Genomic DNA, 25,100 nt, shown 5'->3' on the forward strand with positions numbered 1-25,100 from the left:
TCCCCAACGTGACGTCATTCCTGATCCGGGGCCGGCCACGGCGCACCGTCCCGCACCTGTCCGTGCGGGTGGCGCACACCGTGCTGGGCGGTGCGGCCGGGATCGTGTGGCTGGTGTTGCCGGGGATGACGATCGACACCGGCCTCCCGGTTGCGCCCGGCGGCACCGCCGCGCACACCGTCACCCCGGCCGCCCCCGCCGCGACCGCGGGCGCCACCGCCCAGGAGGAGGACGGGACGTCCGCCGCCGACCTCGTCCTGCCGCTCGTCGTGGTGGGCGCCGCGGGCGCTCTCGCCGGGTACGCCTACGTGCGGCGCACCCGGCGGGCCCGGACCCGTACGACCCCCGGCGGCGCCCGCGCCGCGTCCAGCGCGCCGCCGCTGTCCGCGCTCGACGAAGAGTCCCGGACCCTGCTCACCGAGGCCGACGACTGGATCCGCGTCAGCCGCGAGGAACTCGGCTTCGCCGAGGCCCGGTCCGGGTCCGAGGCGGTCGCCCCCTTCGCGCGGGCCCTGCGGGACGCGGAGTCCGAGCTGTCCGCCGCGTTGCGGATACGGGAGCGGTACGACGACGGCGTCCCGGTGGACGACGCCTCCCGGCGGCATGTGCTCGCGGGCGTGGTGGGCCGGTGCCAGGAGGCCGGCCGGCGGCTCGACGCCGAGGCCCCCGGATTCGACGGACTGCGCGCGCTGGAGCGGGAGCCGGGCGAGGCCCTGGCGGTCGCGGAGACCCGGTTCCGGGAACTCGCCGGGCGCACGGCGGTCACGGAGGCCACCCTCGCGGATCTCGCCGAGCGGTACCCGCCCTCCGCCGCCGCCCCGGTCACCGGGTACGTCGAACAGGCCAAGGACCGCCTGGTGTTCGCCACCAGCCGCCTCAACCAGGCCCGCCAGGCGGCCGACCAGGCCGATCACGAGTCGGCGGCCCGCCACCTGCGCGCCGCCGAGGGCGCCGTCGCCCAGGCCGGCGTCCTCGTCACCGCCGTCGACCGGCTCGCCGACGAGCTGAGCGCGGCGACGGCCCTGGTGCCGGCCGCGCTGACCGGTATGGAGGCGGCACTCGCGGGCGTGCGGGGGCGGCGGCCCGCGACTGCGGACGTTCCCCCCGCCGAGTGGCACGCGCGGATCCGGCGCGCCGACACCGCCCTGGCCGCGGTACGGGACGAGGTGACCGGCGGCCCGTACGACCCGCTCGACGCGCTGCGCCGGATCGTGCGGGCGGCCGTGCCGCTCGGCTGGGGGCGGGACGGGGTGGTGTCGGCGGCCGGGGTGCTCGTGGCCCGGAGCGCCACCGCCCTGGCGGACGGTTTCGTCGCGGCGCACCGGGGTGCCGTGGGCGGGGCGGCCCGGCTGCGGCTGGCGCGGGCGCGGCGGCTGTCGGCCGCCGACGAGCACGTGAGGGCCGACGACCTGGCCCGGCAGGCCCGTGACCTCGCCGAGCAGGACGTCCGCGGGTACGGCAATCCGCTCGCCGGGGCGGCCGGGGAGGCGAGCGGGGTCGCCGGGGCCGTCCTCGGCGGGATCCTCCTGGGCGGTGACCCGGACGGCGGCCCGCCGCCGAGTTTCGGCGGTCCCCGGACCCGGGCCCGGCGAGCGCCGGGGGCCCGGCTCAGAACAGGCTGAGCAGCGCCTCCGCCGGATCCGTCAGCCCGCTCTCCCCGTCCGGCAGCGGGAGTTCGAACCACACCGTCTTGCCGCGCGGGGTGCGCCGGGAGCCCCAGGCCGCGCTGAGCAGGCCGACGAGTTGCAGGCCCCGGCCGCCCTCGTCCGTGTCCCGGGCGCGGCGGCGGCGCGGCTGGACCAGGCCGGAGTCCCAGACCTCGCACACCAGCGTGCGGTCCAGCAGGAGCCGCAGTCTGATCTCGCCCTCGCCGTACCGCAGGGCGTTCGTCACCAGCTCGCTGACCAGCAGCTCCGTGGTGTCGACGAGCGGTTCCAGGTCCCAGCTCAGCAGCTGGCCGCGCGCGTACTCGCGCGCCCGGCCCACACTGCGCGGCTCACGCGGCAGCGTCCAGTCGCCGACCGAGTCGGCGGGCAGTCCCTGGACGCGGGCCATGAGCAGCGCGATGTCGTCCTCGCCGTGGTGGCTGTCGAGGGTGTTCAGGACGTGGTCGCAGACGTCCTCCAGGGGCGCGGAGGGGTCGGTGAGCGCGCCGACGAAGGCATGGAGGCCCTCGTCCAGGGGGTGGTCGCGGGACTCGACCAGGCCGTCCGTGTAGAGCGCGAGCAGCGCGCCTTCGGGGAGTTCGACCTCGACCTCCTCGAAGGGCTCCCCGCCGACGCCGAGCGGCATGCCCGGCGGCACGTCGAGCATCAGGGCGTCCTCGCCGGGTTCGACCAGGACGGGCGGCAGGTGGCCCGCGTTGGCGAAGGTGCAGCGCCTGGTCACCGAGTCGTAGACCGCGTACACGCAGGTCGCGAGGTAGACCTCCAGGAGGTCGGCCTCGCGGGGGCGGCGGGCGGCCCGGGTGGCCTGCTGGACGCCGCCGGGGGCGCCGAGCCCGCGCGCGATCTCGTCCAGCGCGGAGAGCACCTCGGCCGGTTCGAGGTCGAGCAGGGCCAGGGTCCGGACGGCGGACCGGAGTTCGCCCATCGCGACCGCCGCCCGCAGGCCGCGGCCCATCACGTCGCCCACCACCAGGGCCGTGCGGTGGCCGGGCAGTTCGATGACGTCGAACCAGTCGCCGCCGACCTCGCTCGGCCGGTCGGAGGAGGAGTTGCCGGGCAGGTAGCGGCAGGCGATGTCGAGGCCGGAGGCCACCGGGTCGCCGGGGGGCAGCAACGACCGCTGCAGTATCAGCGCCCGCTCGTGCTCGCGCCGGTACAGGCGGGCGTTGTCGATACAGACGGCCGCGCGCGCCGCCAGCTCCACGGCCAGGTCCCGGTCCCGGTCGCCGAACGGCTCGCTGCCCTTGGTCCGCGAGAACTGCACGAGACCGACCACGGTGTCGTGGGCGACCATCGGCACGGCGAGCGTGGACTGAACGAGGCCGCCCTCCTCGGCGGGGATGTGCTGCGTCTTGGCGGTGCGCAGGGCGTCCGCGCAGAGCGAGTTGAACGGGTAGTGGTGGACCGCGCCGACCGCGACCGGCTTGCCGCTGCCGGCGAAGGGCGCGTCGGAGACCGCGCTGGCGAAGGCGACCCGGCGCAGTTCCGCGCTGCCGTCGGCGAGACCCGGCGGTGTCTCGTCGCCCACGAGCAGCCCCTGGTAGAGGTCGACGGTGGCGAGGTCGCAGAAGCCGGGAACGACGACGTCGAGCAGTTCGCGGGCGGTGGTCTCCAGGTCGAGGGAGTTGCCGATGCGGGCGCCGGCCTCGTTCAGCAGGGCGAGATTGCGCCGGGCGGCGGCGGCCTCGCGGGCGGCGGCGCGGCGGGAGGTGATGTCGGTCCCGAGCCAGGCGATGCCGATGGGGCGGCCGGAACCGCTGTGCACGCGGTACAGGTTGACGGACCAGTGGCGGCGTTCCTCGGAGCCCGGCACGAACCCCGTGACGTGCATGTCCGTGATGGAGTCGCCGGTCTCCAGGACCCGGCGCAGGGTGGCCGCGACCCGCTCGGCCTCGGGTCGCGGCAGGTAGTCGTGCACCCCGCGGCCCCGGTGGTCGTCGGGGGTGCCGCCGAAGGTGGAGGCGAAGCGCTGGTTGGCCCGGCGGACCCGGAAGTCGGGGTCGATGAGCAGGAAGCCGAACGGAGATTGGCCGAATATGGCCTGCGAGGCGGCGAGGTCGGTCTCGATACTCCGCAGGGTGCGGACGTCGACGACGATGCAGACGGCGGCCTTCTCGCCGGCCTCGGTGCGCGTCGGCATGACGTAGACCTCGGCGAGGCCCTGCCGGCCGGGTTCTCCGGCCGCCGTGTCCGGTATCCGGAAGGGCACCACTCCGGTCCACTCCCGGCCGTCGAGGATCTCGGCCATCTTGCGCTGGCCCCGCTCGTGCAGATCGGGATCGATGAACGCCTCGATGGGGTCCATGCCGACGGCACGCTCGACGGGGATGCCGAACAGCTGCTCGGCGCGCAGGCTCCACTGGTCGACCAGCCCGTCGGGGCCGATGGAGAAGGAGGCGACCTTGATGTAGTCGTAGATCGAGCCGGGCGGGCTGCTCTGCCACATGGCGTCGCCGGGCGGCACGTCGCCCCGCACGGGCTCCGCCGCGGCGTCAGCCGTGGCCCTGACCCTAGCGCCGCCCGACGGGTCCTCGGACTCCGTGGCCTTCGCTGGTATCTCGCTCACGCGAACCGTCCCCTCCAGCTCACCGCGTCCGGCACCGGTCACCGGCGGCGGCTGCCCGCAGTATCCAGCACTACGGCGCCGCACAACACGGTGTTCACGATCACAGCACGGTCCCGATGGTTTTCGGTCCGGACCGCGACAACACTTCCCCTCTTCTAACCAGCGGACACGTCGTCGAATCACCCCTTCTGACAACCGCCACCGGCCCGAACCGGTCCCTCGACGGCGCGGGTGCCGGCGTACAGCCCCGGGTCATCCCGGGACCGCGAGTTCGAACCACACCGTCTTGCCCGCGTCGCCGGGCCGGGTGCCCCAGCGGCGCGAGGAGCGGGCGACCAGTTGCAGCCCCCGGCCGCCCTCGTCCTCGGGGCGGGCGACCCGCTCGCGGGGCGGGTCCGGGAGCGGGTCGGAGACCTCCACCAGCAGGACATCACCGAGGCGCTCGGGGCGCACCAGCCGGACGCCGATGGGGCCGGTGGCGTGCCGCAGGGAGTTGGTGACGAGCTCGCTGACCAGCAGGGCCGCCAGATCGACGAGGCTGTCGAGGTCCCAGGCGCGCAGCCGGACGCGGACGGCGGTACGGGCCGCGCGCACGGCGCCCGGTTCCGCGGGGAAGGTCCACTCGGCCCAGTCGCCTTCGGTGTCGATCACGCCGATCACATCCCGGGCCAGCCAGCTCACCCATGTCCGTTTTCGTGGGGTTGATGGGCACATACCCGGTATCGCGCGCCCAGTACCGTCCCGCGTGGCGGACTGTGGCACGAACGGCGTAGCGGCCGGTCAGCGCGCGCCGGTGCCGTGGAGCGCGAGGGCCGCGCGCACGGCGGGCACGTCCTGGTCCAGCCAGTCCACGTCCCAGAGGTCGCCGGGCGTCAGCCAGCGCAGTGCGTCGTGGTCCTGGAGGGGCCTCGGGGCGCCGGAGGCGGGGAGCAGGCGCGCGGTCCACACCTGGAGGACGTACGGCGCCTTCAGGGGCCACTCCCCCGGCACCCGCTCGACGGCCTCGGCCGCGACGCCGAGTTCCTCGCGCAGCTCGCGCACGAGGGCGGCCTCGGGTGCCTCACCCCGCTCGACCTTGCCGCCGGGCAGCTCCCAGCGCCCGGCCAGTTCGGGGGGCGCGCTGCGGCGCGCGGCGAGGAGGCGGCCGCCGTCGAAGAGGGCGGCCCCCACCACCACGATCCGTTCCGTCATGCGCCGGAGCCTACGGGAGCGAAGCGGGCCGGCGCGGGCGGGATCAGCCGGCCGAACTCGCTCCGTTCGGGCCTATGCGCTCGACCCAGTACAGCTGCTTGTGGCCGCGACCGCCGAGGCTGTCCGCGATCTTCTGGGCCTCGGCCCGGGTCGCGTACCTGCCCACGCGATAGCGATTGCCGTTGTCGTCCTGCCGTATGACGAGCCAGGGAAGAGTGATCGTGCCGTCGTTCATCGCGTCCCTCCACTTCCCGCCCGCGGCCCGCTCCGCGCCCCGCCCGATAAGGAAACCGCAATCCGCATATGCCCGAGCCTACGCCCAACCTTTACGCAGCGAACACGGCTTTTCACAAAGAGGTACGCAACCGGCCAGGGCGCACCGCCACTCCAGGGGGCGCACAGGGCCGGGCACGCCCCCGCTCCCTGTCGACGCATCCGGTCAGCGGCATGCCCGGCGCGCCCACGCCGACCTGCGAGAACGGCTGGATACCAACCCCGCCTCAAGGGGCTCCGGTTGGGCGCTGGCCGGGGGCAACTGCCAGGAGGGCGTGCGCCACTTCACCGGAGGGGCGCGTCACTTCACCGGAGGAGCGTGTCACTTCACCGGCAGGTGGTAGGCGACCTGGTAGCGGTCGGCCGGGATCACCAGGTCGGCCGTCTCCACCGGGCGGCCCGAGGCGAAGTACGTCCGCCGGACGACCAGGACGACATGGCCGGGGACACCGCCGAGGGCGAGCAGCTCCTCGGCGAGGCCGGGGCGGGCGCCGACCTCCTCGGTGACGTTGTCCACGACGACGTCGATGGCGGCCATCCGCTCGACCACGCCCATGCCGCCGAGGGGGCCCTCCTCGGGCAGCATCACCGGCGTGCGGCCGGTGACGGCGAGGGGCTCCCAGGAGGTGGAGAGCATCATCGCCTCGCCGGCCTCCCGGAAGACGTACTTCGTGCACATCACGCGGTCACCGGGCCGGATGGCGAGCCGTTCGGCGACGGCCGCACCCGCCTCGGTCTGGGCGCTGCTGGACTCCCAGGTGCCGCGCGCCTCAGCGTCGGCCTGCTCCTGCCGGAACGGCGTGGCGCCGCCGGCCGGGCGGTAGCCGGAGCGGGCGATCCGGCGGGGTACGGGCCGCTCGCGCACGTACGTCCCGGAGCCGGAGCGGCCCTCGACCAGCCCCTCGGCCATCAGCACCTTGCGCGCCTCCAGCGCGACGGTGTCCGAGACGCCGTACTCCTCACGGATCCTGGCCTGGGACGGGAGGCGGGTGTGCGGTGGCAGCGAACCGTCGTCGATCTTCTTGCGGAGATCGCCCGCGACGCGCAGGTACGCCGGCTGCTCACCGAATGTCACTGGCCGCTCCCATCAGGTTGTACAGACAGCGACAGCCTGGCAACCGTGGGTTCCGCCATGCAAGCAAAGGCCAGAGAATCACTCGATGTGATGACTTGTGCCCGCGATGGGGTTACCCAGGCACTTTCTCTCCGCTATGGACGCCGTCACACCTCCAGTTCCGCGTCACCTCCGCCGTCGCCCGCACCGCCGACCCCGCCCTCGTACGACGGTGGGGTCGTGGCGAGCCCCAGAGCCTCGCGGGCGGTGACGGAGCGGTCGGGGCTCTCCAGGCCGGTCGCCTCGTCGAAGTGCTCGTAGAACGTGTCCAGGTCGTCGGCTGCCGCCGCCTTCGCCCACGGCTTCTCCAGGGCCTCCAGCTCCCGCACGAGGGCCGCGACCGGCTCCTTCGCGTCCGCGGGCCACGCGTGGTCGTCCAGCAGGCCGGCCTCCTCGGTGAGCGCGGCGGACACCCGCGCGGCCCACTCCGTGTGGGCGGCCAGATCGTCCTCGGGACCCTCCAGGGGCGCCGAGTCCAGGGCGGCCTCCTGGACGCCGACCGCCTTGAGGTAGGCGACCTGGTCGGCGTCGAGCGTCGTCTCGTCGTTGCGCAGCGAGCCGCCCTCCAGACTCGCCCGCTCGTCCGTGTCGCCGAAGGCGCAGATGATCTCCCGGTCCCCGTATCCCCAGCTCTCGGCGGACGGGAGGATGTAGTACACGTCCACGCCCTCCGGTACGGCCCAGGCGTCCATGGCGTACGAGGACCGCAGCGCGTGGCACTCGTCCTCGGCGGTGGCGGTGACCTCGTCGTCGCCGGGGAAGCGGCCGCCCGGCAGCCGGACGACGGCGAACACCTCCCCGTCGTGCTCGCCGGCGCAGGACACCTCGTCGAGGTCGTACAACGAGCCCTCCAGGCCGCCGGGCGCGTCGAAGCACTCCCCGCGCGTCAGTGAACCGTTGTCCCGCGCGCCCTCCTTGAAGCCCTCCCACACCGCCGAGAGGCCGCCCGTGGCGAGCAGGACGACCCACAGCGCGAGCCCGACGGACGAGAGCACGGAACCGGTGATGGCCATGCTCCGCCCTCGCTCGCCCTTCCGCCGGACCTGCCCGAGCGCGATCAGCCCCAGCACGAGCCCCGCGGCCGGGACGCAGCACAGGATGCCGAGGACCAGCGAGGCGACGGCGAGGGCGTTGACGGGCGCCGGCCGGGTGTACGGGCTGTAGCCCTGCCCCCAGACCTGGTAGGGCGGCTGGCCGTGGGCCGCGTACGGCCCCTGCGGCGGCCCGGGAACCGGCGGGTACTGGCCCTGCGCGTACGGCCCTTGGGGCTCCTGCGGCTGAGGGGCCCCAGGGGGCGGGGGTATGGACACGAGTACCGTGCTCCTGGTTCGGGCGGGGGCCGCGACGACGACACGTACGGAACTGACGTACGACAGAGCGCATGGTATGCGCGGGGCGGACGGGGAGGAACGCCGGCGGCCGACGCGGCGAACCGGGCGGGGGCGGCGCGAAAGGGCTCGGCGGTGGCCCTCCGCGCATCCGCGGGGCAAGCGCGCGCGGGGGCGCGGGAGTTGCTCGGCGGGCCGCTGAGCGGCGGCCTTTCATGGGCGCGGGCGGGGGCGTCCGCGGCCTGCCACCGCCCCCTCACCGAGGCCGACCGGCCCGGCTCGGGAACTTCAGGAGCAGCGCGGGGACGAGCGCCGCCAGCAGGACGCACGCGGCCACCAGGAAGACCCGGTCGACCGCGGCGTCGTAGGCGTCCAGGACGGTTTCTCGCAGGTTCCCGGTCATCCCGCGGACGTTCTCCGGGCGTTCGGCCGAGCGCGCCTGCTCCGCGGTCAGTCCGGACAGGCCGGCGACCAGACGGGCGTGGAAGAGGGCGTTGAACGCCGCGAGCCCCAGCGCGCCGCCGAGTTGGCGGCTGAGCGTGTGGAGCGAGACGGCGGCCCCGAGATCCCGCATCGGCGCGTGGTTCATCACCGCGAGCGCGTACACCTGGGTCGTCAGGCCGAGACCGACACCGATCAACGGTCCCGCCATGAGCAGCGTGGACGACCTCGCTTCCCGGATGCGCGCCGTCGGCCCGGCGCTGTTCCGCGTGGTACGTGTCCTGGGCCGCCGGCCGGGCTCCGTCGAGCAGGACCGGCTGATCCACATCCAGGTGGTCCAGGCCGTCGGGGACCCCTCGGTGCCGGATGCCGAGGTGACCGTGGGCTCCGTGGCCGAGCGGCTGAAACTGGACCCCTCGACCGCCAGCCGCATGGTCTCGGACGCGGTGAAGAGCGGCTACGTCACCCACAGCCCGTCCGAGCGGGACAGCCGCCGCAGGATGCTCTCCCTGACACCGGCGGGCGAGGAGCTCCTCGCCCGGTCCACGGAGTACCAGCAGCGGACCTTCGACGACCTGGTCACGGACTGGCCCGAGGCGGACGTCCGCGAGTTCTCCCGGCTGCTCGTGCGGTTCGCGGAGTCGGTGGAGCGGCGGTTCTGACACCGTCCCCGCCGGATACGTACTCGGTCCGGCCTCGGTCGCGCCTGCTCGGAGCTGCGACGCGGACAGAAAGCCCGCACTCTGGGAGACAGGCAGCGGGCAGCGGGCTGTGCACACAGGGCGCGGTGAAGGAGAGCGGGATGGCGAAGAGCCGTGGTGAGGGCAGGAAGCCGAAGAAGGGTGACAAGGTCGCCTGGAGCAGTCACGGCAGCCAGGCCGAGGGCGAGGTGGAGAAGGAGATCACCGAGCGGACGGAAGCCGCGGGGCGGACGGTGGACGCCTCGCCCGAGGATCCGCAGTACCAGGTCCGCAGCGAGAAGTCCGGCAAGTCCGCGGTGCACAAGCCGTCCGCGCTGAGGAAGAAGTGAGCCGCGAGCTGAAGAAGTGGCGGCTTCAAAACAGTCGCAGGACGCTGGGCAGCACGAGGACGGCGGCGAGTCGCCGGGACACGCCTCCGGCCGCCGGATCGTCGGCCTCCTGCGCGCGGCGAAGGGCGACCTCTGCGACGACGACGACCAGCACCAGCGGAAAGCCGCGGGCCACATCTCTGTGGCGTCTCGCCCAGCGTCCCCCGGGCGACGTGCGGGACACCCGGTGGAGGCATTCGCCCTGAACGGGGGCCACGACCCGCTGGCATGACACGCGGCGGGAGCATGAGGCGGCAGCACGAGACGGGAACACGCGGCGGCGGCAGCACGAGGCGGGAACACGAGGCGTGGCGATTCCGCCCACCCCGCACGGCCCGCGCCTCCGCGCCGCCGCCTCCCGGCATCGCCTGGCCGTGTGGACTCGGTCCAGCGGACAGCTCGGCCGGAACAGGCACCTGCCCAGCCGGATACGCTCGGGCGCCCCAGGGAGGATGCTCTTCGAGGGAGGCAGCCCTCTGCTCCGCTCAGCCGCGTCGCGCCGCGCCGCCTGGCCGCGCCGTCACGCGTCATCCGTCTTCTCATGTCGCCAGGACCAATCCCCCGGCCGGTCAGGATCGGATTACGTCCGGAGATGTCCCCACCGCGGAGGGTGCCGTGAAAGAGGCCGTGCATATCGGCAGAAATCCATCGGTCGAGCCGGACCTGGAGGAGTTGGTGGACCGGGTGGCCCTGGGTGACGAGCAGGCCTTCGCCTCCGTCTACGACACCGTCGTGAGCCCGGTGCTGGGTGTCGTGCGTGCCGTCCTGCGCGATCGGGCGCAGTCGGAGGAGGTGGCGCAGGAGGTTCTGGTGGAGGTGTGGCGCACCGCTCCCCGCTACCGTTCCGACCGCGGGACGGCCATCAACTGGATCCTCACCCTGGCGCACCGCCGGGCGGTGGACCGGGTGCGCTCGGTGGAGGCCGCGGCGGCCCGTGACCACAAGGCCGCGCTTCTGGAGCGGACACCCGAGTACGACGAGGTGACCGAACAGGTGGAGGCGCGGCTGGAGCGGGAACAGGTGCGGCGCTGTCTGCGCACGCTGACCGAGATCCAGCGCCAGGCCGTCACCCTGGCCTACTACCGCGGTCTGACCTACCGCCAGGTGGCGGAGGCGCTGGCGCTTCCGCTGGGCACGGTCAAGACCCGACTGCGCGACGGACTCATCCGGCTGCGCGACTGTCTGGGGGTGACCGCGTGATCACCGCCGACCTGCACCGGTTGACCGGCGCCTACGCCCTGCACGCCCTGCCCGACGAGGAGCGCGAGGCGTTCGAGCGACACCTCGCGGACTGCGAGCCGTGCGCCCAGGAGGCCGCCGAACTGTCCGCCACCGCGGCCCGCCTGGGCCTCGCGGTCTCCGTCGCACCCCGCCGGGAGATGCGCGGCCAGGTGCTGCGCCGGATCACCACCGTTCGCCAGGAGGCACCCGGCAGGCCGGCCGCCCGCGCGGGCCGCGCGGGCCGCGCGGTGGCGCTTGCGCGTCCGCTGTCCCGGTGGGCACTGGCGGCCTGTCTGGCGGCGGCTGCCGCACTCGGCGGAACAGCGGTGTGGCAGCACCAGCGCGCCGAGGACGCGCTCGGCCAGGCACGCCGGGCCGAACAGGGCACAGCGCAGATCAGCGCCGTACTGGCCGCGCCCGATTCCAGGACCCGGGCCGCGAAGCTGGCCGACGGCGCCACCGGCACCGTGGTTGTCTCACGCGACCGGGACAAGGCGGTGTTCCTCGTCTCCGGGATGGCGCGACCGCCCGCGGGGAAGGTCTATCAGCTGTGGTTCGACGACGGCGGCACCATGCGATCCGCCGGCCTGATGGACCCCGGCCGCGGCGACCAGGCCGTCCTGATGCAGGGCGCCGTGGACGCGGCGTCGGGCATGGGGATCACCGTCGAACCCGCGGGGGGCTCGAAGCAGCCCACCTCCGCCCCGCTCGCCCTGATGGATTTCCCCGCCTGAGGAGATGCTGAGAAGACCTGAGGAGACAAAAGGAGACGGGGCCCCGCTTTTCACGGCGGGGCCCCGTCTCCTCTGGACGGCCATGGCAAGAAGCCGCTCTTCGAATCCCGCCCACACCGCGTGCCCACCGCGTGCCCTTGATATCCGTAGCCGGATCGGATGCGGATTGGTCGGGGAAAAAACTTCATCCGATCGGGCCGTCGACCAATCCGGCGGGCTTTCGGAGCCGGATTCCCCACGTGATCGACGACGAGAAGAAAACGCGACAGCACTTCGGCCCGCTGCGGCTGACGCTGGGTGCGTTCAGCGGCATCCTGGCCGGGTTCGCCTCACTCGCCGTCGCTGAACTGGTGTCGGCGGCGGTACGGCCGCAGGCGAGTCCGGTGGTGGCGGTGGGAGGCGCGGCCATCGACCGCACGCCGGCGGCGGTGAAGGACTGGGCGATCCGGAATTTCGGCACCCACGACAAGCTGATTCTTCAGCTCGGAATTCTCGCGATGCTGGCGCTTTTCGCAGCGGTCCTGGGAATCGCCGCACTGCGATTCAGGCGTATCGGGGCTTTCGGCGTCCTGGTCTTCGGAATGGCCGGAGCGGCGGCGGCCACCACCCGGCCCGATTCGACCAGCCCGTCCGACGCTCTTCCCTCCGTGGCGGGCGCGATCGCGGGAGCCGTGGTCCTCTACCTCCTGGTGGGCCGCCTCGCGCCCCGGCGCCCCGCAGCCGAACCTGCCGAGGGCGAGGGCGAGGGTGTGGGCGCGGACGCGGGCATGGGCGCGGACGGGGTCCGGGGCGGGCAGCGTGCTCCGGTCTCCGGCATCGGCTGGGACCGCCGTGGCTTCGTGATCGCGGCGAGCGCCGCTGCCGCAGCGTCCGCCGGGGCCGGTGCGCTCGGCCGGACACTGAACGGTTCGAGCGGCCAGAACGCCGTTGCCTCACGCAACCGGTTCGTCCTGCCCCGGCCCGCCTCGGCCGCCCCGGCGATTCCCCGGGGCGCCCAGCTGAGGATCCCCGAAGTCAGCTCCTTCACCACGTCGAACGGTGACTTCTACCGCGTCGACACCGCACTGGTGGTGCCCAAGGTGAACGCAGACACTTGGCGCCTGCGCATCCACGGCAAGGGCCTGCGCCGTCCGGTCACGCTCTCCTTCGACGACCTGCTGCGGCGCGAGCTGATCGAGCGCGACATCACGCTGACCTGCGTGTCGAACGAGGTCGGCGGCCCGTACGCCGGCAACGCCCGCTGGATCGGCGTACGCCTGGCCGATCTGCTGGCCGAGTGCGGCGTGCGGCCGCCCTCCCGGGGAGGACCGGCCGATCAGCTGGTGGCCCGGTCGGTGGACGGCATGACCATCGGCAGCCCGGTCGAGGACGTCATGGACGGCCGGGACTCGCTGCTCGCCGTCGGCATGAACGGCGAACCGCTGCCGTTCGCGCACGGCTTCCCGGTCCGCATGGTGGTGCCCGGCCTGTACGGCTTCGTCTCCGCCTGCAAGTGGGTCAAGGAGATCGAGCTCACCACGTTCGCGTCCTACGACCCCTACTGGGTCAAGCGCGGCTGGGCACGCAAGGCGCCGATCAAGACCGCGTCGCGCGTCGACACCCCCAAGCCGTTCGCCCGCCCCCAGGCCGGCACCGTCATGGTCGCCGGGGTCGCCTGGGCCCAGCACCGCGGCATCGACAAGGTCGAGATCCGCATCGACGACGGCCCCTGGCAGGAGGCCCGGCTCGCCGCCGAGGACACCCGCGACACCTGGCGTCAGTGGTCCTTCCCCTGGCAGGCCACCAAGGGCGGCCACACCCTCACCGTGCGCGCCACCGACCGCACCGGCCAGGTGCAGACCGAGAAGCGCACCCGCACCATCCCCGACGGCGCCAGCGGATGGCACTCCGTGGTCGTGACCGTCGGCTGACCCCTCCCACCACTGTTCCGCAACCCCGTATGAACGCGGCCCAGGCTGCGCCGACCAACAGGAGAAACACCATGAGCACCCGTATCCGCCGCATCGCCGCGACCGTGGCCGCCGCGGCCGTCCTGCCGCTGGCTCTGAGCGCCTGCTCGGACAACAGCAGCGACTCCGCCGAGTCCGACTCCTCGCCGAAGGCGGCCGCGTCGTCCGACGCGCCGGACGACGGCATGGCCGGCTCCGGCAGCGCCGCCTCGGCGGACGAGCCGTTCGGGTCGGCCTGTTCCTCAGTGCCCACGACCGGCGCCGGATCCTTCGACGGCATGGCCCAGGACCCTGTCGCGACCGCCGCCTCCAACAATCCCGCCCTGTCCACCCTGGTCACCGCGGTCAAGAAGGCCGGCCTGCTCGACACCCTCAACAACGCCCAGGACATCACCGTGTTCGCGCCCACCGACGACGCCTTCGCCAAGATCCCGAAGGCCACCCTCGACAAGGTCCTGAACGACAAGGCCCAGCTGACCAAGATCCTCACCTACCACGTCGTGGGCCAGAAGCTCACGCCCACGGACCTGGAGAACGGCTCCTTCGACACACTGGAGAAGTCGAAGGTCGCCACCTCGGGATCGGGCGAGTCCTACACGGTGAACGACTCCGCGAAGGTGGTCTGCGGCAACGTGAAGACCGCCAACGCCAACGTCTACATCATCGACACCGTCCTGATGCCCACCAGCTGACGGTACGCCGACCGCCGGGCGCCGCACCAAGGGCGCCCGGCGGCCCGATTCCTGGGACGGCAGGAAAACCAGCAGGAGAGGGCCGGGGCGATCACCCCGGCCCTCCCACCACAGGCCATCGGCCCATCTCGCCTGCCCGTCTCGCCCGCCCTCCGCCACTCCCCGGGCCGCCGAGCGCTTCCACACCTCGCTGAACGGCCAACCACCCGCCGGCCGCGTCCTCAATCTCCTCCGTCCTGCCGCTCCACGGTCAGTAGTGGTAGCGAGCGGCGAGGATGATGATCTCTTTGTCGGTGACCAGGTGGACGAGACGGTGCTCGTCATCGATCCGCCTCGACCACGCCCCGGGCAAGTGGTCCTTGAGCGGCTCGGGCTTGCCGATCCCCGTGAAGGGATCGCGTCTGACGTCCTCGATGAGCCTGTTGATCCGAGCGAGCACCTTGCCGTCGTTCTTGAGCCAGGACGTGTAGTCCTCCCAGCCCTGATCCTCGAAGACAAGCCTCACGCAGCGCCCTCGGCGGGATCCGCAGCATCCGGATCGATCAGCTCGCGCTCCGACACGTTGATGTTGCCCAGAGCGTTCTCGTACGCCTTGAGCAGTCGCCGTGCGTTCGCAGGGGAGCGCAGCAGGTACGAGCCCTCGCGCAGTGCCGCGTAATCCTCGGCCGAGACGAGCACGGCATTGCCATGCTTGGAGACGATCTCGATGGCCTCGTGATCGTCGTTGACCTTCTTGATCAGCGGAAAGAGAGCCTTGCGTGCTTCGCTCGCAGTGATCGACATGGACTGACTCCCTGTATCAAGTAGTACCGAATGACGTACCACTCGCGACCGTCTCAAGCGAAGCCGGACAAGTGACGTCCCATCACAAAACCCAGCACCGTCCCAGCACGGGCGACAGCAAGGGGCCGACTCCGTCATTGCGATCTTCCGCGAACCGTGGTCGGGCGCGCCTGGAAACCACCGGTCACAGCGGCCAAGCCGTCAGCAAATCACCGGGGCCGTAGGCGGCATCGAGCCCTGGACAGTCGACTCCGCTGCGCGCGACCGCCACGACTGGAACAGGTTCGTCGGTGAGGGCGGCCCGGTGTCGATGGAGAGCTGCCAGGTCGTGCCGGTCGAAGGGCGACTGCTCCAGCTACTTGACGGAGCCGACGAAGAGCAGCTCCTTGGCGATGGGGGCGCGGTCCGCCCCGACGATGTCGATCTCGACGTCGTTGGTGCGAGTCCAGTAGCCGCCTACTGCGGGCGTCAGAGGGAGCCGGTCATCGGGCAGTATCCGGGCGAGCGCCTCGCGGACAAGCGGCTCGACCGCCCGGCCGGGTCGCCACCACGCGGTGAAGTACATGAGTCCTTCGTCTTCGGCCAGGAGCTCGCCGCATTCTGGGGCGATTACGGGGCGATCGAGCACCCGGAGGACGAGTCGCAGGACGGCTGGAATGCCTTCCTCGCGCAGAAGAAGAGCGAAGCGGAGACCGCCGGCCGGCGCGCCGACGAGGAGAAGATGGCCGGGTTCTACATCGACCTCGACGGGTCCGGCGACGCAGTCCACTCCCCCGCCGACATCTCGGCGGGGTCCATCGCCGCGGTCTGCAGACCGCGGCGCAGGTCGTCGAGATGCTCCTCGTCAAGGACCACAGCAGGATCAAGCTCGAGGCGCAGACGCCGTACGACAGCACTCACGAGCAGCAGCACCGACTGCTGCCCGTTTCCCACCCCGAGGACTGGAGCGAGGCGTCGGAGAAGTTCAGGCAGGGCGACTACTTCAAGGGTACAGAGGCCTGAGCGGCACCGGACGCACGCCGGTGGAAGGGAGGTCGCTCAGGAGTCGGACTGCGGGGCCGCGCTTGCGAAATCATACCTACCGGCCGTCCCCTCGGCCCTTGACCGAGGAGGCGCAAGCAGCTACCTCAATCATCTCCCCGGGCGGGTATACCCGATGTATTCTGTCAGGCATGGCACACACAACGATCAAGGTCGAGAGCAGCATCCGGGACCGGCTGGCGATCCTGGCCGCCGAGAAGGACACCACGATCGCGGGGCTCGTCGGCGAATTCGCCACCCACACCCTCACGCAGAGCGAGCGGGACGAGCAGGTCGCGAAGACCCTCGAAGTCCTGCACGCGCTCTCCGGCTACGCCCCGGATCCCGAGCAGGACCGCGCAGCGGACGATGAGCTCACGCGCCGGCTCGGCAGCGCCGTGTGAACCCTGTCGCCCCTGTCGATGTAGTCCTCGACGACAGCGCGCTGCTCGCTCTGGGCTCAGGCAACGTCCTGGCCTCCCGCCTTCTGTACCAGGCCGCCGAGACCGGGGCCTGGCGCGTCCACGTCGCGCTGGCCGCACTCGCCGAAGCGGACCGGGTACGCACCGGACTCGCCGGCCACCTCGGCATGCTCGACCAGGTGGTTTTTCATCCGCTCGATCTCGCCGCCGTCTTGGCCGCCTCGGGCCACGAGCGGTCTCTGGGCTGGTGCCACACCCACCATGTGGCCATGCCCGGCCCCGAGCGCCTGGATGGGGCACGCGTCGCCACCGTCCAGCCCAAGGCCTGGGGCGGGGCCGACGTCCGGGTGCTCGACCTCTCTCCCTGAGCGATCCGCCCGGGTTGGGTCGGACTTCACCAGTGGATGTGATCCCAGCACTTCTCCAAGTGCACGGAATTCGCCGGGTAGTTGTCACGGCGAGCCGCCCACGGGGCCGCCGGGAGCACCTGGGGCCGTCCCAACGACCGGGGGAGCGGGCACGGGTGGGGGTGGCATGGCGCGGCGCGGGCGCGGGACGCGCGGGAGGAGGCGGCGGGCGCGGCCCCGGGGACGAAGGTGCGCCTCCACCGCGGCCATATACCGCTCGCGGACATCCGCCAGCGCCCGCAGGTCGACGACCGACGTCGGGATCACCATCGCCGTGTCGTCCGCCACTGGGGGCGAACTGCTTGTGCAGACGTGCCATGACCGTTCCTTGCGGGTGGAGGGGAGTGAGGTGCGTGGACAGACGGCCGGCACGGGTGTGTACCGTGTTCCGAGTCTGACGCGTACCACTGACAACGCCCCTGCGCTCAGCGCGGGTCATAGCCCAGCGCGGCCCGGTCGATGAGACGGTCACAGAGATCACGGACCGGCGCCGCCCGCCAGGTCTCACGACTCCCCGGAGTCATTGGGTTCTTCCTTGCCTTGGGCCAGGATCCGGCCTCCGACGAAGACCACACCCAGAGCGAGCGCGGAACCGACACCGACCATGGTCTTCTTCAGCAGACCGTCCACGTGGCGCTTGTGCTCGGTGTCCTTCTGAGAAGCAAGTCTTGCCGTTTCCTGGATGAGTTCGAGGAGGTGCTTCCTCTGCTCCCAGGTCAGGTCGTCCCTGCGGAGTTCCCGCTCGAAGATCTCCCGGTTCTCCCGGAGGGCCTGGTAGACCTGATCCAGGCTGTGCCTGCCGTCCGCGAGAGTGGCCTCATGGGATCGCGGGGGCCTCGAGCCAGGCAACGACTGGGGCTACTTCATCCCTGCAGGGCTCGAACCAGATTGGAAGTCCACCTCGAACGGCTCGATCACGCTCAGCCCGAGGTAGCGGAAACGTCACGCGCTCGGACGTCCGTGGCGTGCACTCCAGACCGGCTGCGCCTCCGCCCGCGCCACATCGCCGGGTACCAGAAACACTCGCCCGTGGGCGACGACTTCACCACTGAGCACGGCCTCGCCGCCCTCGAACAGTCTGAGCGCCGTCAACGAGTCGTCGAGGACAACCAACCCGAGGTGCGTGGCCGACTCATGCAGTACATCGGGGCGAGTCCCAGCGTTTCACTCGGCCGCGGGTTCCGTGCCGTTACCGTCGAGGTCCGCCTCAACGAGCACGGAGACCTTGGCGTCCACTCGCAAGCCACCCGCTTCGCTCGATACGTCATAGCCCGGGTGCCTCGGCGCGTGCAGCACCACATCTGCATGCCTCCCGTAGATCGCTTCCGCCACGAGCACCTCAGCGAGAGCACCCCGGACATGAGCGGTCAGATCCCCATGCTCGTCGGTCACTTCTTCCCGGAGCCAGAGGTTCCTCCGTGCCGGAACTCCACCACGTCCCCGTCCTGCATGACGTAGTCCTTGCCCTCCATGCGGGCCTTGCCCTTCGCGCGGGCCTCCGCCACCGAGCCGGTCTCCACCAGGTCGTCGAAGGAGATGACCTCCGCCTTGATGAAGCCCTTCTGGAAGTCGGTGTGGATGACACCGGCGGCCTCGGGGGCGGTGGCGCCCTTCTTGATGGTCCAGGCGCGGGATTCCTTGGGGCCGGCCGTCAGGTAGGTCTGCAGGCCGAGGGTGGTGAAGCCGACGTGGGCGAGGGTGGTGAGGCCGGGCTCCTCGACACCGACCGACTCCAGCAGCTCCATGGCCTCCTCCTCGTCCAGCTCGGCGAGGTCCGCCTCCAGCTTGGCGTTGAGGAAGATCGCCTCGGCGGGGGCGACCAGGGCACGCTGCTCGGTCTTGAAGTCCTCGTCGACCAGCTCGTCCTCGTCGACGTTGAAGACGTAGAGGAAGGGCTTGGCGGTGAGCAGGTGCAGGTCGTGCAGGAGCTCGGCGCGCTCGCTGCCCTGGACGATGCCCTGGGAGAACAGGGTGTCGCCCTTCTCCAGGATCTCCTTGGCCTCCTCGACGGCCTTCACCTTCGGCACGGTGTCCTTCTTGATCCGGGACTCCCTCTGGAGGCGCGGCAGGACCTTCTCGACCGTCTGGAGGTCGGCGAGGATCAGCTCGGTGTTGATCGTCTCGATGTCGTCCTTCGGCGAGACCTTGCCGTCGACGTGCACGACGTTCTCGTCCTTGAAGGCGCGGATGACCTGGCAGATCGCGTCGGACTCACGGATGTTCGCCAGGAACTTGTTGCCCAGCCCCTCGCCCTCGGACGCGCCGCGCACGATGCCCGCGATGTCGACGAAGTCGACGGTGGCCGGCAGGATCCGCTCCGACTTGAAGATCTCGGCCAGCTTGGCGAGGCGGGGGTCGGGGACGCCCACCACACCGACGTTCGGCTCGATCGTGGCGAACGGGTAGTTGGCCGCCAGCACGTCGTTCTTGGTCAGGGCGTTGAACAGGGTCGACTTGCCGACATTCGGCAGACCGACGATTCCGATCGTGAGCGACACGGTGCGACTTCCCGGAGTGAGAGGGCTGGCGTGAGAGGACGGGGCCAGGGCAGGCCGGAGAGGCCCTGGGGGCCGATCCACCAGTCTACGGCGTGCCCGGCCCCGCCCCGGCGACGTATCGAACGCTTGGCCAAGGTCCGGCCGACGGCGTGTCTGAAGAGCGATTCGGCACATAAACCGACCTAAGTTGGTCCAGTGGAGCAACACAGGACGCGACCCCGGCAGTACGGAACGCGACGCGGCGCAACCCCGCCCCTGCCCCCGCAGGCGGTCCGGGGCGCGAACGGCAGCCCGGCGCGGCCCGGCAGACCCGGTACGCCGGCCCGGGCGGGCAGGGGCGGTGGTCCGCCGCGCCGTCCCGCGACGGTACGGAAGTCCGCGCAGCCGCCGGTCCAGGCCGTGCGGCGGATGCCCAACCCCCGGCTCACCGGGCTCGGCGGCGGGCTGTTCTGCGGGACGCTGATGTTCCTGCTCGGCTGTGTCGACGAGCTGCTGTTCGGGTCGTCGCTGACGGTGTACGGCGTGCTGTTCGTCCCCGTGTGCGCGCTGACCGCCCTCTGGATCCGGCGGGGCGATCTGGTGACCGCGCCGGTCGTGGTGCCGATCGCCTTCGCCGTGGGGCTCCTGCCGGTGGCCGACAGCGGCGGCGGCCTCGGCGGCCGGCTGATGGGCCTGTTCACCGCCCTGGCGACGCAGGCCGGTTGGCTCTACGGGGGAACGCTGGTCGCCGGCGTCATCGCGACCGTCCGCAAGATCCGCCTGATGAGCCGCCGGTCCGCGGGGAACCGCCCGCCCGTGTGAGCCTCCGCCTCCCCCGGCCCCGCCCTCTTCGAGGGCACCCCGAGAAAAGGGGTGCCCTCGAAGAGGCCTCAATCCTGGTTCGCCGCCCGCATCGCCGCCCCGACGATCCCCGCGTTGTTCTGCAGCTGCGCCGGGACGATCTCCGCCTTGATGCCCTCGATGAAGTGCAGGAACTTCTCAGACTTGCGGCTGACGCCGCCGCCGATGATGAACAGCTCGGGCGAGAAGAGCATCTCGACATGGGCGAGGTACTTCTGGACGCGGTGCGCCCAGTGCTCCCACGTCAGGTCCTCGTCCTCCTTGGCCTTGCTGGACGCCCGCTTCTCCGCGTCATGGCCGTGCAGCTCCAGGTGGCCCAGCTCGGTGTTGGGGACGAGGGCGCCCTCGACGAAGAGGGCGCTGCCGATGCCCGTACCGAAGGTGAGCAGCACGACCGTGCCCCGGCGGCCCCGGCCCGCGCCGAAGCTCATCTCGGCGACGCCCGCCGCGTCCGCGTCGTTGACCACCGTCACCGGCAGGCCGCCCAGGCGTTCGCTGAACACCGTGCGCGCGTCCGTGTCGATCCAGCTCTTGTCGACGTTGGCCGCCGTACGGATGTGGGATCCGCCGGTGACCACGCCGGGAAAGGTGAGGCCGACCGGTCCCGTCCAGCCGTAGTTCTCGACGACCTGCCGCACGCTGTCCGCCACCCCGTCGGGCGTCGCCGGATGCGGGGTCAGCACCTTGAAGCGCTCCTGGGCGAGATCGCCCCTGTCCAGGTCCACAGGGGCGCCCTTGATTCCGGATCCGCCGATGTCCACGCCGAAGATCTGCATGGCTCTACGTTACGTCGAACGACTGACAGTCACTCGGCCGAGGTACCCCCGGCGGCGCCCTTCGCGGTGCCGGCGCGCTCGGCCATCAGCGCCGCCGCCTCCTCGCGCAGGTCGCGGCGCAGCTCCTTCGGCAGCGAGAAGGTGATGGACTCCTCGGCCGCCTTCACCAGTTCGACGTCCGCGAAGCCGCGCTGCGACAGCCACTCCAGGACCTCCTCGACGAGCACCTCCGGGACGGAGGCGCCGGAGGTGACGCCCACCGTCGTGACGCCTTCCAGCCAGGCCTCGTCGATCTCGCTCGCGAAGTCCACGAGGTAGGCCTCACGGGAGCCGGCGAGCTTGGCGACCTCGACCAGCCGCTTGGAGTTGGAGGAGTTGCGGGAACCGACGACGATCACCAGCTCGGCCTCGGCGCCCATCTGCTTCACCGCGAGCTGACGGTTCTGGGTGGCGTAGCAGATGTCGTCGCTGGGCGGGGAGATGAGCTGCGGGAACTTCTCCTTCAGCGCGTCGACGGTCTCCATGGTCTCGTCGACGGACAGGGTGGTCTGGGAGAGCCAGACGACCTTGGAGGGGTCGCGGACCTCGACCTTGGCGACGTCCTCGGGGCCGTCGACGAGGGTGATGTGGTCGGGGGCCTCGCCGGAGGTGCCGATGACCTCCTCGTGGCCCTCGTGGCCGATCAGCAGGATGTCGTAGTCCTCGCCCGCGAACCGGACGGCTTCCTTGTGGACCTTGGTGACCAGGGGGCAGGTCGCGTCGATGGTGGCGAGGCGGCCCTGCCTGGCCTCGTCGTGGACGGTCGGTGCGACGCCGTGGGCCGAGAACATGACGATGTTGCCCGGGGGCACCTCTTCGGTCTGCTCGACGAAGACGGCGCCCTTCCGCTCCAGGGTCTGTACGACGTACTTGTTGTGGACGATCTCGTGCCGGACGTACACCGGAGCGCCGTACTGCTCCAGGGCTTTCTCGACGGCGATCACGGCGCGGTCCACACCCGCGCAGTAGCCACGGGGGGCGGCGAGCAGGACACGGCGGCCTGGCGAAGCAGTCATGCGTCCCATCGTAAGGCCGCGTACCGGGGGCCGAAGATCGCGCGCGTGCCGGGCCGGCGGGCAGAGGGCGGTCCAGCCGGAAGGGGCGGGGCATTGTCGGAGCGGGCCGTTACCCTCGCGGCATGGCTGTCAACACGTCCGCGGAGACCCCGCTGCCCGTCGGGGAGATCTCGCGGCTCATCGGCGGGTGGATCGACCGGCTCGGCGCCGTGTGGGTCGAGGGGCAGATCACCCAGTTGTCGCGGCGGCCCGGCGCGGGGGTGGTGTTCCTGACGCTGCGGGATCCGTCGTACGACATCTCCGTGAGCGTCACCTGTTATCGCCAGGTGTTCGACGCCGTGGCCGATGTGGTGAGCGAGGGCGCCCGGGTCGTCGTCCTGGCGAAGCCGGAGTGGTACGCGCCGCGGGGGCAGCTGTCGCTGCGGGCCGCCGAGATGAGGCCCGTGGGGGTCGGGGAGCTGCTGGCCCGGCTGGAGCAGCTGAAGAAGTCCCTGGCCGCGGAAGGGCTGTTCGCGCCGGAGCGGAAGAAGCCGCTGCCCTTCCTGCCCCAGCTCGTCGGGCTGGTCTGCGGGCGGGCCTCGGCCGCCGAGCGGGACGTCCTGGAGAACGCCCGGCACCGCTGGCCGGCCGTGCGCTTCGTGGTGCGCAACGTGCCGGTGCAGGGAGTGCACGCCGTACCGCAGGTCGTGCAGGCCGTGAAGGAGCTCGACGCGCTCGACGACGTGGACGTCATCATCGTCGCCCGTGGGGGCGGCAGCGTGGAGGATCTGCTGCCGTTCTCCGACGAGCAGCTGATCCGGACCGTCGCGCAATGCCGGACACCGGTCGTCTCCGCCATCGGGCACGAGCCGGACAACCCGCTCCTGGATCATGTGGCCGACCTGCGCGCCTCCACCCCGACCGACGCCGCCAAGAAGGTCGTGCCGGACGTGGGCGAGGAGTTCGAGCGGGTACGGCTGCTGCGGAACCGGGCGCGGCGGTGCGTCGAGGCGTTCATCGAGCGGGAGGAGCGCGGGCTGGCGCACGCGCTCGCCCGGCCGTCGATAGAGGATCCGCACCGCATGATCGACGAGCGGGCCGGCCAGGTCGCCGCCCTCCTCGACCGGGGGAGGCGCACCCTGGGCCACCTCCTGGACCGCGCCGACTCGGAGCTGACGCACACGCACGCGCGCGTGGTGGCCCTCTCCCCCGCCGCGACCCTGATGCGGGGATACGCCGTGCTGCAGAAGGCCGACGGGCATGTCGTCCGCGATCCGGGAGAGGTCACGGGGGACGAGGTCCTGCGGGCCAGGGTCGCCGAGGGTGAGTTCGTGGTGCGAGTCGATGCGTAGGGTGGGCGGATGACCGGCAAGGTGGATGAGGCGCTCGGGTACGAGCAGGCGCGCGACGAGCTGATCGACGTCGTACGGCGGCTGGAGGCGGGCGGTACGACGCTGGAGGAGTCCCTCGCCCTGTGGGAGCGCGGCGAGGAGCTGGCCAAGGTGTGCCGGCGCTGGCTGGAGGGCGCGCGGGCGCGGCTGGACGCGGCGCTGGCCGAGGAGACGGGGCCGGAAGAGCACGGCGGCACGGCAGGCACCGGCACAGGGAACACCGGCAAGCGGAACACCGGCACGGGAGACACCGGCACGGGAGACACCGGCACGGGAGACACCGAGTAGCCGCAGGGCCCTCGCGGGGTGTGAGGCGGATCACCAGGCCCCAAGTTTTGTTGAACGTTGAACTTCATTCACGTACGGTCGAGGACGTCAGCCTGTCCGGGCTCCCCGGATCCGACGTACGTCCCGAGAAGGTTCCCGCATGTCTCTCGTTCTTGACCCCGCCGCCCAGGACCTCCTCTTCCGTGAGGCCCGCACCGCGAACACCTTCACCGACGAGCCGGTGACCGACGAGCAGGTGCAGGCGATCTACGACCTGGTCAAGTACGGCCCGACCGCCTTCAACCAGACCCCGCTGCGCATCACCCTGGTCCGCTCCGCCGAGGCCCGTGAGCGCCTGGTCCAGCACATGGCCGAGGGCAACCAGGCCAAGACCGCCACCGCCCCGCTGGTCGCGATCCTCTCCGCGGACAACGAGTTCCACGAGGAACTGCCGGCCCTCTTCCCCGGCTTCCCCCAGGCCAAGGACCTGTTCTTCAGCGAGCGCCCCGCCCGTGAGGGCGCCGCCGCGCTGAACGCCGCGCTCCAGGCCGCGTACTTCATCGTCGGCGTCCGCGCCGCCGGGCTGGCCGCCGGACCGATGACCGGCTTCGACTTCGAGGGCGTCCGCAAGGAGTTCCTGGACGACGACCACACCCCGCTGATGGTCGTCAACATCGGCAAGCCGGGAGCGGACGCCTGGTACCCGCGCTCCCCGCGCCTGGCCTACGACGACGTCGTCACCACGGTCTGAGCCTCCGCGAGGAAAGCCCCCGGCGTCGGCGCCGGGGGCTTCCTCATGTCGCGCCGGACGCACTCACTCCGTCCGCAGCGCCTCGGCCATCTCCGTCAGCCGCGCGAACGAGCCCGTGCCCGCGACCACCGTCGTCGCACCCCGCTCCGTGTGCACCAGGGCGTCGTAACGGCCGCCGGTGTAGCGCGTCCACGTCCGCCCGTCGATCCGCTGGGTGGTCTTCGTCGCCTCGCTGCCCTGGCTCGCCTCGTCGATGAAGGCCGACGGCTTCTGAGTGGACTGCTCGATCTGCACGTACTGCCCGTCGGGGGTGTGGAAACCCAGATGCCAGAGGTCGAAGTCGTCACCCTGGAAGCGGACCGAGGTCGCCTTCCACTCCTGGGACAGGCCCTCGGGCGCGGCCACCGGGTACGACGCGGCCCGGCGGGCGGTCAGCAGCTCGACGCGATAGTCGACGCGCTTGACCTCCGGGGCGGAGTCGTCGTGCGGGATGAAGACGTACATGACCGCCGCCGCGATCCCGATCAGGCCCAGGGACAGAACCATGTCCCGGACCGTCTTCTGCTTGCCGTTCGAACCTGCCACACCCCTATCGTCGCAGGTACCCCGGCCCGCTCATCCGTGGGGCCCCCTGCTCATTCTGTGTGCCTGACGATAGAGTCTGGC

Annotated in this window: 29 protein-coding genes and 2 pseudogenes; 15 read left to right on the top strand and 16 right to left on the bottom strand. The window is 71.7% G+C overall.

The annotated features are described in order from the left end of the window. Positions 1-8 precede the first annotated feature (8 nt). Positions 9-1,622, top strand: coding sequence for a hypothetical protein (locus tag ACWD0J_RS18585; RefSeq protein WP_451496882.1), 1,614 nt, complete (start codon positions 9-11; stop codon positions 1,620-1,622). Here ACWD0J_RS18585 and ACWD0J_RS18590 read toward each other — a convergent pair. The 7 genes from ACWD0J_RS18590 to ACWD0J_RS18620 form a co-directional block, all read right to left on the bottom strand. Beyond that, on the bottom strand, positions 1,609-4,233 hold the full coding sequence (locus tag ACWD0J_RS18590) for a SpoIIE family protein phosphatase (RefSeq protein ID WP_451496883.1): 2,625 nt from the start codon (positions 4,231-4,233) through the stop codon (positions 1,609-1,611). The two genes, ACWD0J_RS18585 and ACWD0J_RS18590, sit on opposite strands and share 14 nt — an antisense overlap. Positions 4,234-4,485: 252 nt before the next feature. Continuing rightward, the gene (locus ACWD0J_RS18595; protein WP_451496884.1) at positions 4,486-4,914 is read right to left on the bottom strand and encodes an ATP-binding protein; all 429 of its coding nucleotides are present in this window, start codon (positions 4,912-4,914) and stop codon (positions 4,486-4,488) included. Between the two features lie 99 nt (positions 4,915-5,013). Continuing rightward, positions 5,014-5,424 (bottom strand): (deoxy)nucleoside triphosphate pyrophosphohydrolase, encoded by a 411-nt coding sequence (locus ACWD0J_RS18600; protein ID WP_451496885.1) that lies wholly within the window; start codon positions 5,422-5,424, stop codon positions 5,014-5,016. Between the two features lie 43 nt (positions 5,425-5,467). Beyond that, a complete protein-coding gene (locus ACWD0J_RS18605) occupies positions 5,468-5,659 on the bottom strand; it encodes an SPOR domain-containing protein (protein ID WP_451496886.1) in 192 nt (63 codons plus the stop codon). 360 nt (positions 5,660-6,019) lie between these two features. Further along, complete coding sequence (locus tag ACWD0J_RS18610) at positions 6,020-6,772, bottom strand: GntR family transcriptional regulator (protein ID WP_451496887.1); 753 nt, start codon at positions 6,770-6,772, stop codon at positions 6,020-6,022. A gap of 146 nt (positions 6,773-6,918) precedes the next feature. Continuing rightward, positions 6,919-8,121, bottom strand: a complete 1,203-nt coding sequence (locus tag ACWD0J_RS18615) for a DUF4190 domain-containing protein (RefSeq protein ID WP_451496888.1) — start codon at positions 8,119-8,121, stop codon at positions 6,919-6,921. Positions 8,122-8,395: 274 nt separating this feature from the next. Continuing rightward, complete coding sequence (locus tag ACWD0J_RS18620; RefSeq protein WP_451496889.1) at positions 8,396-8,791, bottom strand: hypothetical protein; 396 nt, start codon at positions 8,789-8,791, stop codon at positions 8,396-8,398. Here ACWD0J_RS18620 and ACWD0J_RS18625 point away from each other — a divergent pair. The 7 genes and pseudogenes from ACWD0J_RS18625 to ACWD0J_RS18655 all read left to right on the top strand — a co-directional run bounded on the left by ACWD0J_RS18625 (position 8,790) and on the right by ACWD0J_RS18655 (position 14,245). After that, on the top strand, positions 8,790-9,242 hold the full coding sequence (locus ACWD0J_RS18625) for a MarR family winged helix-turn-helix transcriptional regulator (protein WP_451496890.1): 453 nt from the start codon (positions 8,790-8,792) through the stop codon (positions 9,240-9,242). The genes ACWD0J_RS18620 and ACWD0J_RS18625 overlap by 2 nt on opposite strands. Positions 9,243-9,382: 140 nt before the next feature. After that, a complete protein-coding gene (locus ACWD0J_RS18630) occupies positions 9,383-9,610 on the top strand; it encodes a DUF2945 domain-containing protein (RefSeq protein WP_451496891.1) in 228 nt (75 codons plus the stop codon). A gap of 10 nt (positions 9,611-9,620) precedes the next feature. Beyond that, positions 9,621-9,881, top strand: a pseudogene (locus ACWD0J_RS18635) (DUF3140 domain-containing protein); the annotation flags it as partial. A 383-nt stretch (positions 9,882-10,264) separates the two neighbouring features. After that, complete coding sequence (locus ACWD0J_RS18640) at positions 10,265-10,849, top strand: sigma-70 family RNA polymerase sigma factor (protein WP_451496892.1); 585 nt, start codon at positions 10,265-10,267, stop codon at positions 10,847-10,849. Then, the gene (locus ACWD0J_RS18645) at positions 10,846-11,604 is read left to right on the top strand and encodes an anti-sigma factor (RefSeq protein ID WP_451496893.1); all 759 of its coding nucleotides are present in this window, start codon (positions 10,846-10,848) and stop codon (positions 11,602-11,604) included. The genes ACWD0J_RS18640 and ACWD0J_RS18645 overlap by 4 nt, the downstream gene beginning before the upstream one ends. 239 nt (positions 11,605-11,843) lie before the next feature. Then, on the top strand, positions 11,844-13,514 hold the full coding sequence (locus ACWD0J_RS18650; protein ID WP_451496894.1) for a sulfite oxidase: 1,671 nt from the start codon (positions 11,844-11,846) through the stop codon (positions 13,512-13,514). 71 nt (positions 13,515-13,585) lie between these two features. Beyond that, positions 13,586-14,245 (top strand): fasciclin domain-containing protein, encoded by a 660-nt coding sequence (locus tag ACWD0J_RS18655; protein ID WP_451496895.1) that lies wholly within the window; start codon positions 13,586-13,588, stop codon positions 14,243-14,245. Between the two features lie 250 nt (positions 14,246-14,495). Here ACWD0J_RS18655 and ACWD0J_RS18660 read toward each other — a convergent pair whose 3' ends face one another. From ACWD0J_RS18660 to ACWD0J_RS18670, 3 genes and pseudogenes are all read right to left on the bottom strand, one after another. Beyond that, complete coding sequence (locus ACWD0J_RS18660) at positions 14,496-14,750, bottom strand: Txe/YoeB family addiction module toxin (RefSeq protein ID WP_451496896.1); 255 nt, start codon at positions 14,748-14,750, stop codon at positions 14,496-14,498. Continuing rightward, positions 14,747-15,028 (bottom strand): type II toxin-antitoxin system Phd/YefM family antitoxin, encoded by a 282-nt coding sequence (locus ACWD0J_RS18665; RefSeq protein ID WP_066983759.1) that lies wholly within the window; start codon positions 15,026-15,028, stop codon positions 14,747-14,749. The genes ACWD0J_RS18660 and ACWD0J_RS18665 overlap by 4 nt, the downstream gene beginning before the upstream one ends. Before the next feature lie 184 nt (positions 15,029-15,212). Beyond that, a pseudogene (locus ACWD0J_RS18670) lies at positions 15,213-15,566 on the bottom strand (ATP-binding protein); the annotation flags it as partial. A 296-nt stretch (positions 15,567-15,862) separates the two neighbouring features. On the opposite strand from ACWD0J_RS18670, the gene ACWD0J_RS18675 reads away from it, so the two are divergent. From ACWD0J_RS18675 to ACWD0J_RS18685, 3 genes are all read left to right on the top strand, one after another. Continuing rightward, positions 15,863-16,030 (top strand): hypothetical protein, encoded by a 168-nt coding sequence (locus tag ACWD0J_RS18675; RefSeq protein WP_451496897.1) that lies wholly within the window; start codon positions 15,863-15,865, stop codon positions 16,028-16,030. A 170-nt stretch (positions 16,031-16,200) separates the two neighbouring features. Further along, the gene (locus ACWD0J_RS18680) at positions 16,201-16,452 is read left to right on the top strand and encodes a hypothetical protein (RefSeq protein ID WP_451496898.1); all 252 of its coding nucleotides are present in this window, start codon (positions 16,201-16,203) and stop codon (positions 16,450-16,452) included. After that, entirely contained in the window at positions 16,449-16,838 is a 390-nt protein-coding gene (locus tag ACWD0J_RS18685; RefSeq protein WP_451496899.1) for a hypothetical protein, read from the top strand. Before ACWD0J_RS18680 ends, ACWD0J_RS18685 begins: the two co-directional genes overlap by 4 nt. Before the next feature lie 543 nt (positions 16,839-17,381). Here ACWD0J_RS18685 and ACWD0J_RS18690 read toward each other — a convergent pair. The 3 genes from ACWD0J_RS18690 to ychF all read right to left on the bottom strand — a co-directional run bounded on the left by ACWD0J_RS18690 (position 17,382) and on the right by ychF (position 19,375). Beyond that, a complete protein-coding gene (locus tag ACWD0J_RS18690; RefSeq protein ID WP_451496900.1) occupies positions 17,382-17,726 on the bottom strand; it encodes a hypothetical protein in 345 nt (114 codons plus the stop codon). 315 nt (positions 17,727-18,041) lie between these two features. Beyond that, a complete protein-coding gene (locus tag ACWD0J_RS18695) occupies positions 18,042-18,269 on the bottom strand; it encodes a hypothetical protein (RefSeq protein ID WP_451496901.1) in 228 nt (75 codons plus the stop codon). Then, positions 18,266-19,375 (bottom strand): redox-regulated ATPase YchF, encoded by a 1,110-nt coding sequence (ychF, locus tag ACWD0J_RS18700; RefSeq protein ID WP_451496902.1) that lies wholly within the window; start codon positions 19,373-19,375, stop codon positions 18,266-18,268. Before ychF ends, ACWD0J_RS18695 begins: the two co-directional genes overlap by 4 nt. A 195-nt stretch (positions 19,376-19,570) precedes the next feature. Between ychF and ACWD0J_RS18705 the strand changes: the two genes are divergently transcribed. Then, positions 19,571-20,176: a DUF6542 domain-containing protein gene (locus ACWD0J_RS18705; RefSeq protein ID WP_451496903.1), complete on the top strand. Its 606-nt coding sequence runs from the start codon at positions 19,571-19,573 to the stop codon at positions 20,174-20,176. Between the two features lie 68 nt (positions 20,177-20,244). On the opposite strand, the gene ppgK is transcribed toward ACWD0J_RS18705, so the two are convergent. Together ppgK and ACWD0J_RS18715 are read right to left on the bottom strand one after the other, a co-directional pair. Beyond that, positions 20,245-20,991: a polyphosphate--glucose phosphotransferase gene (gene ppgK / locus ACWD0J_RS18710; RefSeq protein WP_451496904.1), complete on the bottom strand. Its 747-nt coding sequence runs from the start codon at positions 20,989-20,991 to the stop codon at positions 20,245-20,247. 29 nt (positions 20,992-21,020) lie between these two features. After that, positions 21,021-22,055: a 4-hydroxy-3-methylbut-2-enyl diphosphate reductase gene (locus tag ACWD0J_RS18715; RefSeq protein WP_451496905.1), complete on the bottom strand. Its 1,035-nt coding sequence runs from the start codon at positions 22,053-22,055 to the stop codon at positions 21,021-21,023. Positions 22,056-22,168: 113 nt separating this feature from the next. On the opposite strand from ACWD0J_RS18715, the gene xseA reads away from it, so the two are divergent. The 3 genes from xseA to ACWD0J_RS18730 all read left to right on the top strand — a co-directional run bounded on the left by xseA (position 22,169) and on the right by ACWD0J_RS18730 (position 24,434). Further along, a complete protein-coding gene (xseA, locus tag ACWD0J_RS18720) occupies positions 22,169-23,377 on the top strand; it encodes an exodeoxyribonuclease VII large subunit (RefSeq protein ID WP_451496906.1) in 1,209 nt (402 codons plus the stop codon). Positions 23,378-23,386: 9 nt separating this feature from the next. Beyond that, the gene (locus tag ACWD0J_RS18725; protein WP_451496907.1) at positions 23,387-23,704 is read left to right on the top strand and encodes an exodeoxyribonuclease VII small subunit; all 318 of its coding nucleotides are present in this window, start codon (positions 23,387-23,389) and stop codon (positions 23,702-23,704) included. Between the two features lie 139 nt (positions 23,705-23,843). Further along, on the top strand, positions 23,844-24,434 hold the full coding sequence (locus tag ACWD0J_RS18730; RefSeq protein ID WP_451496908.1) for a malonic semialdehyde reductase: 591 nt from the start codon (positions 23,844-23,846) through the stop codon (positions 24,432-24,434). Between the two features lie 63 nt (positions 24,435-24,497). Here ACWD0J_RS18730 and ACWD0J_RS18735 read toward each other — a convergent pair whose 3' ends face one another. Continuing rightward, positions 24,498-25,019: a DUF4245 domain-containing protein gene (locus ACWD0J_RS18735; RefSeq protein WP_451496909.1), complete on the bottom strand. Its 522-nt coding sequence runs from the start codon at positions 25,017-25,019 to the stop codon at positions 24,498-24,500. Positions 25,020-25,100: the final 81 nt, after the last annotated feature.

The sequence above is a fragment of the Streptomyces sp. NPDC003011 genome, assembly GCF_053591515.1.